15 protein-coding genes are annotated in these 14,952 nt (G+C 65.2%); 2 read left to right on the forward strand and 13 right to left on the reverse strand.

What is annotated here, in order from left to right; translation table 11 throughout:
• Positions 1–18: 18 nt before the first annotated feature.
• From AKH00_RS02765 to AKH00_RS18370, 11 genes are all read right to left on the reverse strand, one after another.
• A complete protein-coding gene (locus AKH00_RS02765) occupies positions 19–699 on the reverse strand; it encodes a M23 family metallopeptidase (protein WP_152926087.1) in 681 nt (226 codons plus the stop codon).
• Positions 700–1,036: 337 nt separating this feature from the next.
• On the reverse strand, positions 1,037–2,539 hold the full coding sequence (gene lnt, locus AKH00_RS02770) for an apolipoprotein N-acyltransferase (RefSeq protein ID WP_235556666.1): 1,503 nt from the start codon (positions 2,537–2,539) through the stop codon (positions 1,037–1,039).
• 123 nt (positions 2,540–2,662) lie between these two features.
• Positions 2,663–3,601: a cytochrome c oxidase assembly protein gene (locus tag AKH00_RS02775; protein WP_050721170.1), complete on the reverse strand. Its 939-nt coding sequence runs from the start codon at positions 3,599–3,601 to the stop codon at positions 2,663–2,665.
• Between the two features lie 49 nt (positions 3,602–3,650).
• On the reverse strand, positions 3,651–3,986 hold the full coding sequence (locus tag AKH00_RS02780) for a DUF6804 family protein (protein WP_045262820.1): 336 nt from the start codon (positions 3,984–3,986) through the stop codon (positions 3,651–3,653).
• The gene (locus tag AKH00_RS02785; protein WP_082297463.1) at positions 3,983–4,525 is read right to left on the reverse strand and encodes a signal peptidase II; all 543 of its coding nucleotides are present in this window, start codon (positions 4,523–4,525) and stop codon (positions 3,983–3,985) included. Before AKH00_RS02785 ends, AKH00_RS02780 begins: the two co-directional genes overlap by 4 nt.
• Before the next feature lie 431 nt (positions 4,526–4,956).
• Positions 4,957–5,970 carry an NAD(P)-binding domain-containing protein gene (locus AKH00_RS02790; protein WP_050721172.1) on the reverse strand — a complete coding sequence of 338 codons (1,014 nt, stop codon included), beginning with the start codon at positions 5,968–5,970 and terminating at the stop codon, positions 4,957–4,959.
• Positions 5,967–6,632 carry a DsbA family protein gene (locus tag AKH00_RS02795; RefSeq protein ID WP_050721173.1) on the reverse strand — a complete coding sequence of 222 codons (666 nt, stop codon included), beginning with the start codon at positions 6,630–6,632 and terminating at the stop codon, positions 5,967–5,969. Before AKH00_RS02795 ends, AKH00_RS02790 begins: the two co-directional genes overlap by 4 nt.
• Before the next feature lie 87 nt (positions 6,633–6,719).
• On the reverse strand, positions 6,720–7,181 hold the full coding sequence (locus AKH00_RS02800) for a hypothetical protein (RefSeq protein ID WP_152926088.1): 462 nt from the start codon (positions 7,179–7,181) through the stop codon (positions 6,720–6,722).
• A gap of 57 nt (positions 7,182–7,238) precedes the next feature.
• Positions 7,239–7,898 (reverse strand): copper resistance CopC family protein, encoded by a 660-nt coding sequence (locus AKH00_RS02805; RefSeq protein ID WP_050721175.1) that lies wholly within the window; start codon positions 7,896–7,898, stop codon positions 7,239–7,241.
• Positions 7,895–9,613: a cytochrome c oxidase assembly protein gene (locus AKH00_RS02810; RefSeq protein ID WP_152926089.1), complete on the reverse strand. Its 1,719-nt coding sequence runs from the start codon at positions 9,611–9,613 to the stop codon at positions 7,895–7,897. Before AKH00_RS02810 ends, AKH00_RS02805 begins: the two co-directional genes overlap by 4 nt.
• Before the next feature lie 179 nt (positions 9,614–9,792).
• Positions 9,793–10,614 (reverse strand): DUF3515 family protein, encoded by an 822-nt coding sequence (locus tag AKH00_RS18370; protein WP_268768099.1) that lies wholly within the window; start codon positions 10,612–10,614, stop codon positions 9,793–9,795.
• Positions 10,615–10,976: 362 nt separating this feature from the next.
• On the opposite strand from AKH00_RS18370, the gene cmtR reads away from it, so the two are divergent.
• Positions 10,977–11,351, forward strand: coding sequence for a Cd(II)/Pb(II)-sensing metalloregulatory transcriptional regulator CmtR (gene cmtR, locus AKH00_RS17555; protein ID WP_082297363.1), 375 nt, complete (start codon positions 10,977–10,979; stop codon positions 11,349–11,351).
• Positions 11,352–11,617: 266 nt separating this feature from the next.
• Positions 11,618–13,417, forward strand: coding sequence for a heavy metal translocating P-type ATPase (locus tag AKH00_RS02820; protein WP_082297364.1), 1,800 nt, complete (start codon positions 11,618–11,620; stop codon positions 13,415–13,417).
• Positions 13,418–13,569: 152 nt separating this feature from the next.
• Here AKH00_RS02820 and AKH00_RS02825 read toward each other — a convergent pair whose 3' ends face one another.
• Positions 13,570–14,511: a cation diffusion facilitator family transporter gene (locus tag AKH00_RS02825; protein WP_050721177.1), complete on the reverse strand. Its 942-nt coding sequence runs from the start codon at positions 14,509–14,511 to the stop codon at positions 13,570–13,572.
• Positions 14,511–14,882 carry an ArsR/SmtB family transcription factor gene (locus AKH00_RS02830; protein ID WP_050721178.1) on the reverse strand — a complete coding sequence of 124 codons (372 nt, stop codon included), beginning with the start codon at positions 14,880–14,882 and terminating at the stop codon, positions 14,511–14,513. The genes AKH00_RS02825 and AKH00_RS02830 overlap by 1 nt, the downstream gene beginning before the upstream one ends.
• Positions 14,883–14,952 lie beyond the last annotated feature (70 nt).

A 14,952-nucleotide genomic window follows, 5' to 3' on the forward strand; every position in this document is an offset into this window, starting at 1 on the left:
AGCGGGACGGGCCGCAGCTCATCCACCGGTCTTCTCCCGCAACCAAGCGACAGGATCGACAGTTCCGTCTTCGGTCGACAGTTCAAGGTGCAGGTGGGCACCAAAACTGCGTCCGGTGTTACCGACTCGTCCGACGACCGCACCGACGGAGACTGTCTCCCCCTCGCGAACTCCGAGGGAGCCGCGCAACATGTGCGCGTAGCGGCTGAATACCGTCTGCCCGTCGATCTTGCTCTCGATGTAGACGGTGACCCCGAACGCCCCTCCGTTCTCGGTCGCGATGCGGACCACTCCGCCGGCGACCGCGCGGATCTGAGCTCCCTCACCTGGTGTGAAGTCGGCGCCTTCATGCATTCGCCCCCACCTGGGTCCGAAACTCGACGACGTGGGCACGCTGACCGGGAACGGCCATTGCACCTCAGCATCGGGATCGAGCAGCAGGGATCCGCTGAAGTAACGGATTCCTTCTGCCGCCGCGAGCTGCGGGACGGACGTCACGCTGTAGCCGTTCGACCGACCGAGATCCTCCGCCGCAGCATCCTCCGGCACGACGAACGCCTGAATGTCACTATCGGCGGCGGATCCGTCGTTCTCGGAAGGCGCGAACCGCGCCGTGGTATCCGTCCTAGTCGCCGCGACGGTCTCGGCCGGGATCGTCATGCCGACCATGAACGAGGAAGCGACGGTCAATGTGCCCACCACGATGAGCGTTCTCCCGATTCGCCGCCCGATGGACCTCGCAGGAGCGGGCTTTGCAACGCGACGAGCGCCCTGCTCCGTGGGGGTGGTGGATGGAGTCGTGTTCACCGTCTCCGCCGGAGTCAGCACGTCGTGCTCTCGGCTCGGAATGCCCTCGTCACGAGGTCGATGGTCGGATGCGCTGATTGGTGGAATCGGCGGATGGGACAGGGCCTCGCGCCTGCGCCGAAGTTCGGAGCGGGTGACTGGCGGAGTCGAGGCTGTCGACGCGGTCTCTCGGCGTCGAAGCTCCGACCGCCTGAGAAGCGGCTCCGGTCGAATGTTCGACTCGAGAGGGTCATGTGTGGTCACGGTTCGGGCCTCCGGATTCGGGTTCGGGGGTCGGGTCGGGGCCGTTCGACGATGCACGTCGAACGATGAGGGCAAGTGTTGCGAGGCTTCCGAACGCGAGCAATGGCGCGCTCAACGCGAGCCACTTCTCCGCGAGGATGCCTGGTGCGATGCCTGAGCGGAGCGGCACATCCGTGATTGCGGCAGCGACCGTGTCGACGCCTGCTGTGTCGAGGATCGCGCCGTCCGGGGCTATGACTTGACTGGTGCCCACAGTGGAAACGTTCACCACGCTCTTACCGGTCTGGATGGCACGCATCCGGGCAAAGGCCAGTTGCTGAAGGTTCTCGTCGGAGCCGCGGAAGTCCGCGTTGTTGGTTTGGAAGATGTAGAGCTTCACATCCTGCTCAGCAGCGGCACGGATCACGTCATCGAAGATCACGTCGAAGCAGATCGCGAGACCGATGTCGGTCTCGCCGACGGTCACGACGGGTGGGTTCGTGCCGGCAGTGTACTCGCGCTGGATCAGCCCGACGAGGTCGGGGGCAAGGCGCTCGTACAACCATCGGTCGGGGACGTACTCGCCGAATGGGACGGGATTGACCTTGTCATGGACTTGGGAGCTGCCGGGGTTTGCCGTCCACAGGAAGGAGGTGTTGAACGTCTCATCGCCTCGTGCCGTCGCCGCGTTCGCCAGAAGCGGCGCCCCCGTCCGGGACACGATCCGATTCAGTTCAGAGGCGGCCTGTCGGTTGCGGAACGGGTCGAACTCCGCCGATCCTTCTGGCCAGACGAGCACGTCCATGTTCCGGTCGAGAATCGGTTCCGATGCCGCGACCTGTGCTTTGAGCAGGTCACCCGAGGCTCTACCGTCGAAGTAGCCTGAGGGACCGTTGCCTTGGACCCACCCAACCGCGAATGTGCCCGCGTCTGTCGTCGCATATTGCGGTGTCACACTGAGTCCGAAAATCAGGACGACAGCGGGCGTCAGAACGGACACTGCGCGCAACCCGATACGAAGCCACTGCACGATGCTCGCAGCGATGACCGCGATGGTGAGCGAGAGCCCGGTCACACCGATCCACGATGTAGCTTCCGGGAACGGGCTCTCTACCTGGGTCATCCCGAGTCGCACCCAGGGGAACCCGCCGTACGGCCACGATCCGAGCACGATCTCGCGGGCAACCCACAACCCGCCGACCAGTGCGGGCACGGCGACGATCTGCCAGACACGACGGCCGCGGAAGCGGCTCGTCCATCGGTATGCCAGCGCTATGGGAACCGCACCGAGCGCGAACAAGAGAGCCTGCAGCCCCGACAACGCGATGCGCGGCAACGGCCCGAGGAACTGACCAACCCAATCGAGGTGAAGCGCGTAGAACGTGACACCGAACGCCAGACCGACGAGCAGCGCTCCGCCGACGCTACGTCCGACGGTCGCAGCCAAGGTGAGGATGACGCTGACGAACGCGAGGGGCCACCAACTGACCTCGGGGTTCGCGAGGTCCATGGCGAGTCCGCCGACCGCCGCCAGTGGAAGGGCGACCCATACACCGACGAGAGGTCGTGTGAGATCACTGTTCGTCGTTTGGGCCTCAGACGTCGGCGCGGAGAGAAGTGTCGTCGACATTGCTCAGGCGTCCCGCTCGCGGAGTTTCTGGAGGTAAGCGTTGTACTCATCCAGCTCGGATGATCCGTGGATGTCTACGTACCGGTCCTGTGCCTGGGATCGTGCGGTGTCCTCTCGGAACCATCGGTGCATGACGTAGATCAGCATCAGGAGTGTGGGGGCCTCGCCGTACGACCAGGCGAGTCCGCCGGCGAGTCGCTGGTCTTCGATGGGGTCGAGTCCCATGGCCTGCGTGGGGGCGACGAAGTGGGTGATGAGCATGGTGGTGGCCATCATGAGGAACACTCCGAAGAAGGCGTGCAGCGCGGCTTCGGCGAACACATCGAGGGCGCGGCCGCCGTGACTGAGGCGAACGGGTAGCGGGTCGGAGCTCAGGATGGGGATTGTGAAGATGATGCCCGCGCCGAGGAACGCCACCTCGAGGGCGATGTGTCCCGCGGTCGAGCTCAGGAGGGAGTCTGCGAACCCCGCGAGGTAGAGGCCGTAGAACGCGGCCAGATAGAGAGGGAGCGCCGCCCATGGGCTCAGAGCCCAGCGCGCGAGTCTGCTGCGCAGCCCCGCGTGGGCGACGGCGAGTGCCGTACGCCCCAGCCCTACGTGCGGGGTGGCGCGGAGCAGCAAGGTGCCCGGAGATCCCAGGATGAGTAGCGGCGGAATCGCCATCATCAGAGTGAGCTGCTGGAACATGAACACCGACATCAACGCGTAGCCGTAGTTCTCCACGGCGAGACCGGTCGTCCCAGCCAGGAGCGCGCAGCCGCTGAGGAAGCTGAACGTACGCCAGATGGACCAGCGTCGACCGTGCGTCCACATGCGCACGGCCCCGACCATGTAGAGAAGTGCAAGCAGCCCAGCGACCACCGGCAGCACCGGAAGCGCCCCCGGAACCACGGCGAAGTAGTCAGGGAAGGTGGGCGCGACGTCGGGGATCCACGGAGTCATCGACGGGCCCCCTCCGGCCTGTCGATGAGCTGAGCGATGAGTGCCGACATCAGGGTCGGGGGAACTTGATAAGGCTTCCCGCTACCAGGAAGACGACTGCTGCCGCGGGCTGGATTCCTGTCCAGACCGGTCCGGCGAACGGGAAGGGCATGACGGGATTCCACAGGACGGCGATGGCGATGAACACCGGGATCCACCACCAGTGGCGCGCTTGCACGGCGAACCATCCGACGATGACCGCGAGGATCGACGTGACGTAGAGGATGACCGAGGCCCAGTCACTCGCCAGCAGCACGGGGGCGAGGAACAGCACCGCGGCTGCGAGCAGACTCGGAGCAAGGGCGTTCCGCTGATAGGTGGAAGGGGTCCGCTTCTTCTGTGTCATGAGCGTCCCCATCCTTCGCTCATGTCCTGTGGCATCGAAGCGGGAGGCGTGACGACGTCGTCCTCTGGACCGTGGCGGCGCCGAAGAAGCCCGACGACCAGCACGACGGCACCTATCCCCAGCGCCACGTCCGCCAGGTTTCCGATGAAGAGGTCCGCGTAGGCAAGGAAGTCGGTGACGTATCCGCGGCCGAACGCAGGGGGTGCGAAGAGACGGTCCAGGACGTTACCGATGGCTCCCCCGAGGATGAATCCGATACCGACCGCCCACCACGTGGTACGGGACCGGATTGCGCTCCTGATGAGCACGACCGTCGCTGCGATCCCGACTGCGGTCAGCAGCGGAGTCGCGCTGGAACCGAACGACAGGATGGCGCCCGGGTTGAACGCCAGTTGCAGCCCGAAGAGGTCTCCCAGTAGCGGAATGCGCTCCGTGGTACTCAGTTGCGCCAAGGCGACCGCCTTCGACACTTGGTCGATGATGACGGTCGCACCGGCGACGGCGAACGCGATGGCGAGCTTCGGCACGCGCGCACTCATGATCACGCGCCTCCTTCCGTGTCGGCCGCTGCTCGGTCGCGTCGGCGTCGCTTCCACCCGGCGAACGCGACCCCGACAGCGCCCGCTATGAGAACGAACCCCATACCGATGACGAACAGGATGCCGAGGAACCCGAGATCGTCTCGTTCCACCGGCCGCTCTCCGTTCTGCCTTTCATGACGGTCCTTGTCCGACTCTGTCTCTTCGGGCGACGGCGAAGGCGACGGCGTTGAACTCTGTTCCGGAGTGGGGGACGCGGTAACTGGTGCGACGGCCCCAACTGCGGACGCTGAAACCGAAGGCGAAACCAGCAGGACCGTCGCGAGGATCAGCAACGCACACGCGACGGCACCCCACGCATGTTTCGTCGTGGCCATCGGATGTCTCATGTGTGATCCTCGTTTCGGTCGGTGTATTTGGGACGAACGTATTCAGGGGCGCTTCATGATGTGGCGTGCAATCGAGATCGCGTCACGGCGTGCCCCGTCGAAGGTGTCTGAATCCTGGCTACCGTGGTTCGGCATGCCGACGACGAACAGACCTGGGACGCTCGTAGTCCCGCGCTTCCGGCGACTGGACGTGGCATCGAGTACCGGACGGGGAAGCCAGCCGTCCGCGGGCAGGTATCCGGTCGCGTAGATGATGGACTGCGGAGCGATACGACGACCATCGTCGAAGACGATGTGCGCTCCATCTGCGGCGATGGCCGCAGGCAGCACCTCGATGCCGAGTTGTTCCCATTCCGGATCCAGTGAGAGAGCTGCCCCACCTCGCGCTAGTGCCCGACGCCGCCCGACGCCGCGACGTGCCGGTCGAGCTGCGGAGACCGCCGAGGGCTGGGACGACAGCGTGACGCGGTGCGTACGACTGAGCTCGCGCGCGATCTCTTGGCCGCTGTGGCCGGCTCCGACGACCAGCACGTCACCGCTGGGAATCTGGCTCGGTCCGCGATAGTCGGCGCTGTGAACCATGATTCCCGGTACCGCGGCGTCTACCGCCCAGCTCGGGATCCGAGGTCGAGCCGCGGACCCGGTCGCGCAGACGATGTTGCGCGTCTGTACCGGCCCTTCGTTCGTTGACAGAAGCAGAGTGGATCCGTCCCCCAGACGGTCCACGCCTGTCGCTCTGATGCCCCACAGCGTCGTGAGGCCCAAGGCGGCCTCGACGTCGAGAAGATGCTGTTCGATCTCTCGCGGTGACGGGCGTCGATAGGGGTCCCCTGTGAGATGCCGCCCGGCGACCGTGCTCCGCCCGGCCTCTGTCAGGAGTGTCATCGACGACCAGCGGAACGCCCACGAACGACGGCCGTCGGGATTGCTGTCGATGACGGCGAAGTCCCGTTGCGGCTTCAGGCCCGAACGCGAGAGTTCGGCGGCGACGGAGAGACCGGCGTGGCCGGAGCCGACGATGATGACTCGACGATGAGAGAGCCCCAGGAGTGTCATCTTCCCTTACCCGCTGAGAGGATCGCGTTCTCGAGGTCGTCGTAGCGCTCGAGTGTGATGGCATCGCCGTTCACGAAGAACGTCGGAGTTCCGCTCACTCCCAGTGCCTGACCGTCGTTGTAGTCGAGATCGACTCGTGCGACCGTCGAGGGGTCAGAGATCGCGGCATCGTAAGCGGCCATGTCCAGGCCGATCTCCTCAGCGAAGCCTCGGAACAGGCTCGCCCGCGATTCCTGGGCTTCCCCCCATTGAGCCTGCGTCTCGAAGAGCTTGCGGTACATCTCTTCAAGGCGTCCCTGTTGCGCAGCCGCTTCGGCGGCGAACGCGGCATTCCTGGAGTTCAGGTGACCCGGTAGAGGGAAGTAGCGGATGACGTAAGTGATCTCGCCGTCGTAGCGCTCGCGGAGGTCTTCGACCACCGGGTAGAAGGCTCCGCACGCTTCGCATTCGAAGTCGAGGAATTCGACGACGGTGACTGCCCCGTCTCCCCCGTCATCGAGAACGTGTGAGTTCTCGCGGAGCACCTGCGCCGTAGAGCTTCCGTTCTCGGATTCTGGCGGCGCAGTGTTCTGCTGGCTAATGATGACGACGATTACCGCGACGATAATCAGGACGATGGTTACGGCAAGGGCAGCGAGGCCGGCTTTGACGGCGGGTTTCATCAGGTACTCCAAGGACTGTCGACACGGTCGAAGGTCGAGCGGGTGCTCGATGGGATGCGCACGCGCGAGGCGCGACGCTTCGACGGGTCAGGTCCGGGAGATGCCGAGCGTCGCCAGAGTCAGCGAGGTCTGCCGCAGGGGGATGCGATTCGGAGCGGCACTCGTTCGCGGCTGAGCCGCGTGGGTCTCCGCCACCACGGCTGTCGTGCGCCAGAGCAGCCGATACATCATGACCGCTGCGACGAGTCCGCAGAGAAGACCGAGGACGCACAGCACAGCGCCCGTGACCGGGTCTACTTGTGCAGCGCCCGTGGCGAGCTGCATCACGACGCCTGCGGGTGCCACAGCGGCTGCGTCAGCGCCTGATTCATCGGCGTCGAGCGACGTGCTGGCCGTGGTCGACGCCATGGTGACATCGGCACTTCCGTGCTCGGCTGCGCCGACGGCGAAGATCAGGAGGAGTGTGAGCCCGATGATGCTAATGAGCCGCATTATCATCTGGCTGCGATCCGGCCGCCCGTGGCAGGCGACCCGGATCGAGTGGAACACGATTCGATTGTAATCGTCGCTCCTACTTCTTCCTTTGAATGAGGTGTAATCATTCGGTCACTCCGCGCGGTTGCGTCGACGGTGCACCACGAGCACGGTCGCCATCACAAGAACTCCGAGCACCACGACGCCTCCGACGACCGCCAGAGCCACGACGCTCTCATCTGCCCCATCAGCGCGCGGCTCTCGGTCAGCATCTTGCGTGGGCGCCGCCGAGCTGGTGTCGTCGGTCGGCGTCGGGGTACTGGTCAGCGCCGCTCCTGGTTGAGTACGGGTGCCTTCGTTCCCGCACGCCGGTGCGTCCCAACCGAGTGCGACGGTCGCCGTCGGATCCGCTGCGTAGTCGAACTGGTATGACTCGGAGATGGGGTGCCCGTCGCTGGACACAGCGTTCCAGAGCACCGTGTAGGTGCCCGACGCTCCGAGGGCGACGGGGGTGGTGAGCACGTTGAGTTCGATGGTGGAGCACGACGACTCGTAGAAGAGCCCGTCGGGGCCCTGCACCTGGGCGAAGCTTGTCTGGCTGAAGTCGATGAGCTCCCCGCTGAAAGTCAGTGCGACTGTGTCGAGGTTGGTGACTGTCTCGCCCGCCGATGGCACAGCGTCGGTGAGATTGTCATGTGCGGAGGCTGGGGTTGCGGTCAGCAGCACGATTGCGACAGCGGCGGCGCACACGGCACCGCTCACGCGGCGGATTCGGGTGGAGACGGATGTCATGAGATGGCCTTTCGAGTGGAGTGGAGGGGTCGGTCGACCTCCGGTGATGAGCGGGTGGAGTGCCCGCTGAGTATGTAGTCGATGCTGAGGCCGAAGAGGAGCAGCATCGGCGCCGAGAGCAGGATCACCATGCCGGCTGCTTGTTGGTCCGCCATCGGCTCCAAGCCCCATTGACGACCCATCGCCCCGAACCAGCTCGCAGCAATCAGGCCGCTCTGAAGCAGCACCCAACTGCCTACACTCGCCAGCGCGGCAGCCGATCCGAACACGACAACCACACGCATCCGCCGGGGATATGTGCCGGCAGGACGGAGGATCGCAGCGGTCACCAAGCTTCCCGCTACGAGCAGCGCGACGATGCGCAATTCATGCACCAAGGGATCGGCGAGGGAATAGCGCAAAAGGCCAGTGGCGGATACGCCCCACACGATAAGAGCGAACGTGCACACCGCGACCATGGGGCGGCGCAGGAAGAGGACGATCCGCGAGCGCTCCCCTGCTTGCAGCCACTCGCGGATTCCACGGCTCCCATCGGTGCGGCTGGTGATTCCCTCCAATGCCAGGCGATATGGCGCGCCAAACACGAGGAGGGAGGGAACCACGAGGAGCATGAGCATCCGTCCCGCCGCGTCGACGCTGTGGAGATAGTCGGAGTAGACAGCGACCGCCCCACTGTTCACCCAAGCCAGCAGCACCATCCCGCTGATCCAGGCGAACGTGCGCAGGTCGCTCCACGCCTCGCCGCGACGCCGCAGGCGACGGACACCCATCAGATAGAAGAAGACTCCGAAACCGGCGACCATCACCCACAGGAGATTCACGTCGTTCCCACTCAGCCAACGGAGGAGTGTGAGCTCGGGCGGAAGCGGCGCTTCGGTGAGGATCTCAGCCGGTGTCGTCAGCGCCGGAGCTGACGTGTCTGCCGGCGCTGGCGTGCGGGCGAGCGCCGCTGCGGCACCACTCGCGATGCCCATGACCGCGAACTCGACGGTGACGAACGTCCAGAACGGTGCCCGCTCTCCGACCCCACGGCGGATGAACCACCGACGGTGCGCGACACCCACGACGCCGAGGAGCATGAGCGCCACCACCTTCACCAAAAGCACAGCTCCGTACGCGCTGAGAAGGTCTCGCCAGCCGCTGACAGACGTCATCGCGCGGGCGACTCCGGAGACGGAGACGACCACGAAAGCGACGAGTGCGATGGACGAGTATCGCTCGACGATTGCCCGCAGACGGTGCTCGCGCGCAGACGGCCTGAGGAAGATCAGCGCGAGAAGACCGCCGAGCCATACCGCCGCGCTAGTGATGTGCAGCACGAGCGACATGACCGCAGCATCATGATTGGCGAGGCTTCCGGAATGACCTTGCGTGGCCATGGGGACCAGCGACGCCAGCGAAAGCAACGTCAGCGACAGCGCAGCCCCCCACCCCCGGAACGCATACGAGATCACCGTGAGTATCGCGGCCATCACTGTTGTGATGAGCCAGACGCGACCCAGCTCCGTCTCGAGGAGGAATCTGCCGAACTGCTGACCGAATCCCGGGCCGAGCGACACCTCAGGATTGAACGATGAAAGGAAGGTGAGATAGCCAGTGACTCCTGCGCTGATGGTGAGCACTGCGGCACCGATGGAGGCGACATCCAGGGCAGTATCGAACTCTTTCTCGCCCTGTGTGAGAGCGTACGCAGCAAGGACGGCCGATCCCACCATGACGGCCGCCCCGAGGTTGACGATGAGCTTCGCGACCGGCAGTCCCCACCGGACGACCGCGCCGGGGTCACTGGCGACTCGTGGATCAGCCCCGCCGCCTATCACCAACCCCAGAAGGAGCGCGACCAGCGCTGAGGTGAGCAGGAGTGCGGGTCCGACTAGTCGGAGCCCCCTGGCGTTCACGGGAGGTCTCCGGAGCCGCCCGTGGTCGGCGCATCCTCGTCGTCCGATGACGCTGTGTCCGGCGCGGAGCAGGCGGACGTCTTCGGCAGCATCTGGACCGCGGGTGCGAGGGCTTGCAACGCGGCATCCGCGGAGAGCTTCGTCGTATCGACGTAGGCCTGGGCTGCGGGCGTTCGGCCGTAGGTCGTCAAGCGCAGGTAGGGGGAATCTTGTTCGTCGACGATCCAATCGACGGAGTTGATGGTCACGCACTGCAGCGTCGTCGGTGCTGGCGGCTTGAGCCCGCAGGTAAAGACGACGATGGTCGGGGCTCCCCATGCGGCGGTCGCTTGGGCATCGGTCGTGCGACCGGTGAACTCTCCGACGGCTGCGGGAAGCCGAACCGTCACGTCGGCGCATTCGGGGGCGTTCGCATTTGTCGCAGGTTTCAATGCGACAGTGGACGCGCATCCCGAAAATGTCGCGAGCAGGCCGATGAGTGCGACGGCTCCGAGGATTAGGTTCCGCGAATCGGCGCGCCGATTGACTGAGACCTCGGCGGGGGTCGGGTTGAGGGGCGTGTTCTCCAAGTCATCTCTCCAAGCTGTCGACGACGTGCGTCGATCCGCATCCGCGCGATGGCGCGGATGAAGGCGGCGTTGAGCCGGAGAGTCAGGTTCGGGAGATCTGCAGCTGCGCGAGGTCAGGGCGCAGCAGATGTGGTCCCTGAATGCGCGGAATCGATGCGCGGTGCGCGGAGCCTCGTGAAGGGGCTTGCATCGGGGTGCGGAGTCGCGCGCGGGCGAGTCGGGCGAACACCAGCACGCCGAGAAGCGCACCGACTATGCACACAGCGGCGGCGACATCAGATGATCCAGCAGAGGACACCGCGGACTGATCTCGTTCGTCGTGCTCACTCGACAACGAGAAGCTTTCCGGTGACGCTGTGGCTGACGTCGCAGTCTCTGCGTGGACAGTGCTCGCGATACCGAGCGTGAGAAGCAGAGCAATAATGATCCCGAAGAGCACCCTCATCGCAAGCGGTCCACGGGGGACGTGCGCTGAGCGTCCGGTGTCCGTGCGCAGCATCATCCTCTCCAGTCTACGTTGCGGTCGCCCGGCGCAACTCCACACCCGAACCCAGAGCTCAAGCGCACCGCCCTGTTGAAAGATAAGTCAGCTAGCACTGTATAGTCATTGCATGCTGACCATTGCTTCTCGTCTCGACGTGATGAACCGATTGGGGCGCGCCATGGCTGACCCCACTCGTTCTCGGATTCTGCTGGAACTGCTTTCCGGACCGGGATACCCGGCGCGCTTGTCCGAGGCACTGGATCTCTCTCGCACCAACGTGTCGAACCATCTCGCGTGTCTTCGAGGGTGCGGCATCGTGGTCGCGACGCCGGAGGGACGTCAGACGCGGTACGAGATCGCGGATCCGCATGTGACTCGAGCCATCACTCTTCTGGTGAATACGGTCCTCGCGGTCGACGACGGAGAGGCGTGCACAGACGAGAACTGTGACGTGCCTCTATGCTGCGCGCCTACCGACAGGGCGATGGAGGAGATCCGATGAGCGAGGAATGCTGCGGCCCGGACGAGCAACGCCAGACGAAAACTATCCGTCGGCTCGAGCTACGCCAGCCCTCTGCCGCCGCAGACGCCTGCTGCGGACCCGACACCATCACGTCCTCTTCATCATCGAGGCGAACGGCGCTCCTGGAGGACGACGCCTGCTGCGGCCCGGCTTCCCCCCGCGACGCGGACGGGGACGCTGAGCACGAAGAACGGCCAGCCCTCTGGCGCGACACCGCACTCCTGCCGTCCGCGGTTGCCGGCGTGATGCTGCTGGCAGGTTATGTCTTCGAGTGGTCCGGAGTGCCGGTTCCGGCGCTTGTCCTCCAAACGGTCGCACTCCTCGCGGGTGCGTACACGTTCGTCCCCGGAGCGATCCGCCGCCTGGTGCGGGGCCGACTCGGCGTCGGCCTTCTGATGACCATCGCCGCCATCGGCGCCGTGGCGCTCGGGCATGTGGGTGAGGCCGCAGCGCTGGCGTTCCTGTTCTCGCTTGCCGAAGCTCTCGAGGATCGGGCGATGGACCGGGCCAAGGAGGGGCTGCGCGCGCTGTTGTCGCTGATCCCGGAGACCGTGCGTGTCTCGCGCCTGAACGGTGAGGTGACGATCCCCGCCGCGGAGGTCCGCGAGCTCGACATCCTCGTCGTCGGTGCGGGAGAACGGATCGCGACGGATGGCGTGGTGGTCGAGGGCCGCTCCGGCATCGACACGTCTGCCGTGACGGGCGAGTCGATCCCGATGGAGGTCGGACCGGGTCACGCCGTCCCCGCGGGATCGGTGAACGGGGCTGCGACGTTGCGGATCGAAGCAACCGCCGACGGCCGCGACAACTCCCTCACCCAGATCGTCGAGTTGGTCGAGCAGGCGCACGCCCGCAAGGGCGAGCGAGCCCGCCTGGCGGACCGGATCGCCCGCCCGCTCGTGCCGGCCGTGCTCATCATCGCCGCCCTCGTGGCCGTGTTCGGGTTCATCGTCGGCAATCCCGGCCTGTGGATCGAGAGGGCGCTCGTCGTGCTCGTCGCCGCGTCCCCGTGCGCGCTAGCCATCGCCGTTCCGGTGACGGTCATCAGCGCCATCGGCTCGGCGTCGAAGTTCGGTGTGGTCATCAAGTCCGGCGAGGCCTTCGAACAGTTCGGCACCATCCGCACCGTCGCGCTCGACAAAACCGGCACCCTCACACGCAACGAGCCGGAGATCGTCGCCGTCGCGCCTGCTCACGGACGCTCCCGCGAGGAGATCATCTCCCTCGCCGCCGCCCTCGAGACCACGAGCACCCACCCACTCGCCGCTGCCATTACTCGCGCCGCGTCCGACATCCCCGCAGCGACAGACGTCGTCGAAGACGCCGGCCACGGCCTCACCGGCCTCGTCGGCTCCACCCACGTGCGGGTCGGGAACGCACGCTGGCTCTCGGAACTGGGTGAGCTCACCAGGCCCGCCGACGAGATGGCCGGAGACGGTATGACCGTCGTCGTCGTCGAGACCGACGGTCGGGTGTCGGGCCTCATCGGCGTGCGGGACGAACTGCGCCCCGAAGCCGCCGAGACCATCTCAATGCTGAACGCGCAGGGCATACGCACCGTCATGCTCACCGGCGACAACCAGCGAACCGCCTACGCCCTCGCCGCCCGCGCCGGCATCAGCGACGTACGCGCCGAGCAACTCCCTGCCGACAAAGCCGCCGCCATCACGGCCCTCGTCACGGAGAGTCCGACGGCCATGGTCGGCGACGGCATCAACGACGCCCCCGCCCTCGCCACCGCGACCGTCGGGATCGCGATGGGTGTAAAAGGCTCCGCTGCGGCCATCGAATCCGCCGACATCGCCTTCACCGGCAACGATCTGCGCCTCATCCCCGGAGCTCTCGCCCACGCCCGCCGCGGACGCCGCATCATGACCATCAACATCGCACTCGCCCTGGCCATCATCGTCGTTCTGTTCCCCCTCGCCTTGTTCGGCGTTCTCGGCCTCGCTGGTGTCGTCCTTGTCCACGAGGTCGCCGAAGTCATCGTCATCCTCAATGGCGTCCGTGCCGCCCGACGCCGCGGGATCGGATTCTCGCGGTGACGACTTCGGTTGCCGCGTCGACGGACCTCGTTACGGAAGTTCGGGGTTTGGACGCATCCCCACTGAAGTTGTGCTTCAGCGAGTGTCAGAGCGAGCGTTCGGCGCGTATCGGAGCAGCATCACCTTGAGGCAGCGCGGTAAGCCGCGTCCACCTATGCATGCCGGACAGACGTTGACTCGTGGTCGGCGACCGTCTCGGTCTCCAGTTGAAAGGTCGAGTGCGCGACCGAAACTTCGAAGTGTTCAGCCACACATTCCCGAATGTCACCCAACACCGTCATGGCGTGTCCGTCCTGGAAGCACTCGTCGCGAACTATGACGTGCGCGCTCAGCGTGGGCAACCCAGTGGCCACGGTGGATGCGTGAACGTCATGCACATCGACAACATGCTCGAGCTCGAGAATGTGTGCCCGCACGTCCTCAAGGTCCAGACCTTTGGGAGTGAACTCCATAAGAACACTGCCAGTCTCACGCATCAACATGAACGCGCGGGGGACGATGAGACCGGCGATGAGTATTCCTGCGAGAGCATCCGCCTGCTGAAACCCTGTCGTCGCGATGACGATGGCCGCGACGATGACACCGAGTGAACCCAGAGCATCGTTGAGCACTTCGAGGAAAGCGGCCCTCATGTTGAAGTTCGCGCCACGACTCGATGCGAGCACCGCGATTGCAACGATATTGGCGGTGAGCCCGATGATGCCGAAGACGAGCAACTCCCCAGCTGGTACTTCTGGCGGCTCGAACAGGCGACGGATACCTTCGATTGCCGCGTAGGTTCCAACCGCCAGGAGCAGCGCCGCTTGGGCGAGTGCTGCTATCACTTCAATCCGTCGAAAGCCCCAGGTGCGCTTCGAGCTCGGCGGGCGCAGCATCAACGTTGCCGCGATGAGCGCGACGAGAAGTCCTGACGCGTCGGTGATGGCGTGCGCCGTGTCCGTGAGCAGAGCGAGGCTGCCGGTGATGAAGGAACCAACCGCCTGCGCCGCCACGATGGCGGCAGTGATGGCGAAAGCGATCCAGAGCCGGCGGCGAAAGTCCCCCGGCATGCCTTCTTCGGTCATAGTCGGCCCGTGGTCATGTCCCGCACCCATTACGCTGCCCCTTCTCTGTCACTTCGTAAGTGCTCACACAGCACCATGTCCTTTCCGGTGGCGCCTAGGAGCGCTTCCGCGGCAACCATCACGACCCGCAGCGCCTCAGGATGCGCGAGGACGTACCACGTCGCGGGACCGTCTGGTCGAGCGACAGCAAGGCGACATTCAATGAGGAATCCAAGGTGCTTGCTCACGGTCGACTGCGCGAACCCCATGTGCTCAACGAGGTCGCGCACTCGATGCTCTCCGGACGAGAGATGCTGAACGATAGCCAGTCGTGTGGGGTCAGCGAACGCCTGGAACAGGTGTGCGTACGCGTAAGTCGCCTCCGCGTCCAACTCAAGCAAGTCGCGTTCTATCATCGCCATACGACGATGATAGAACGCAAGCGCTGCACCGTCACGGTTCTACGGCAACTGATAAGGACACTCACTTGCA

It is taken from the genome of Microbacterium sp. GCS4, assembly GCF_001262495.1.
GTDB lineage: Bacteria > Actinomycetota > Actinomycetes > Actinomycetales > Microbacteriaceae > Microbacterium.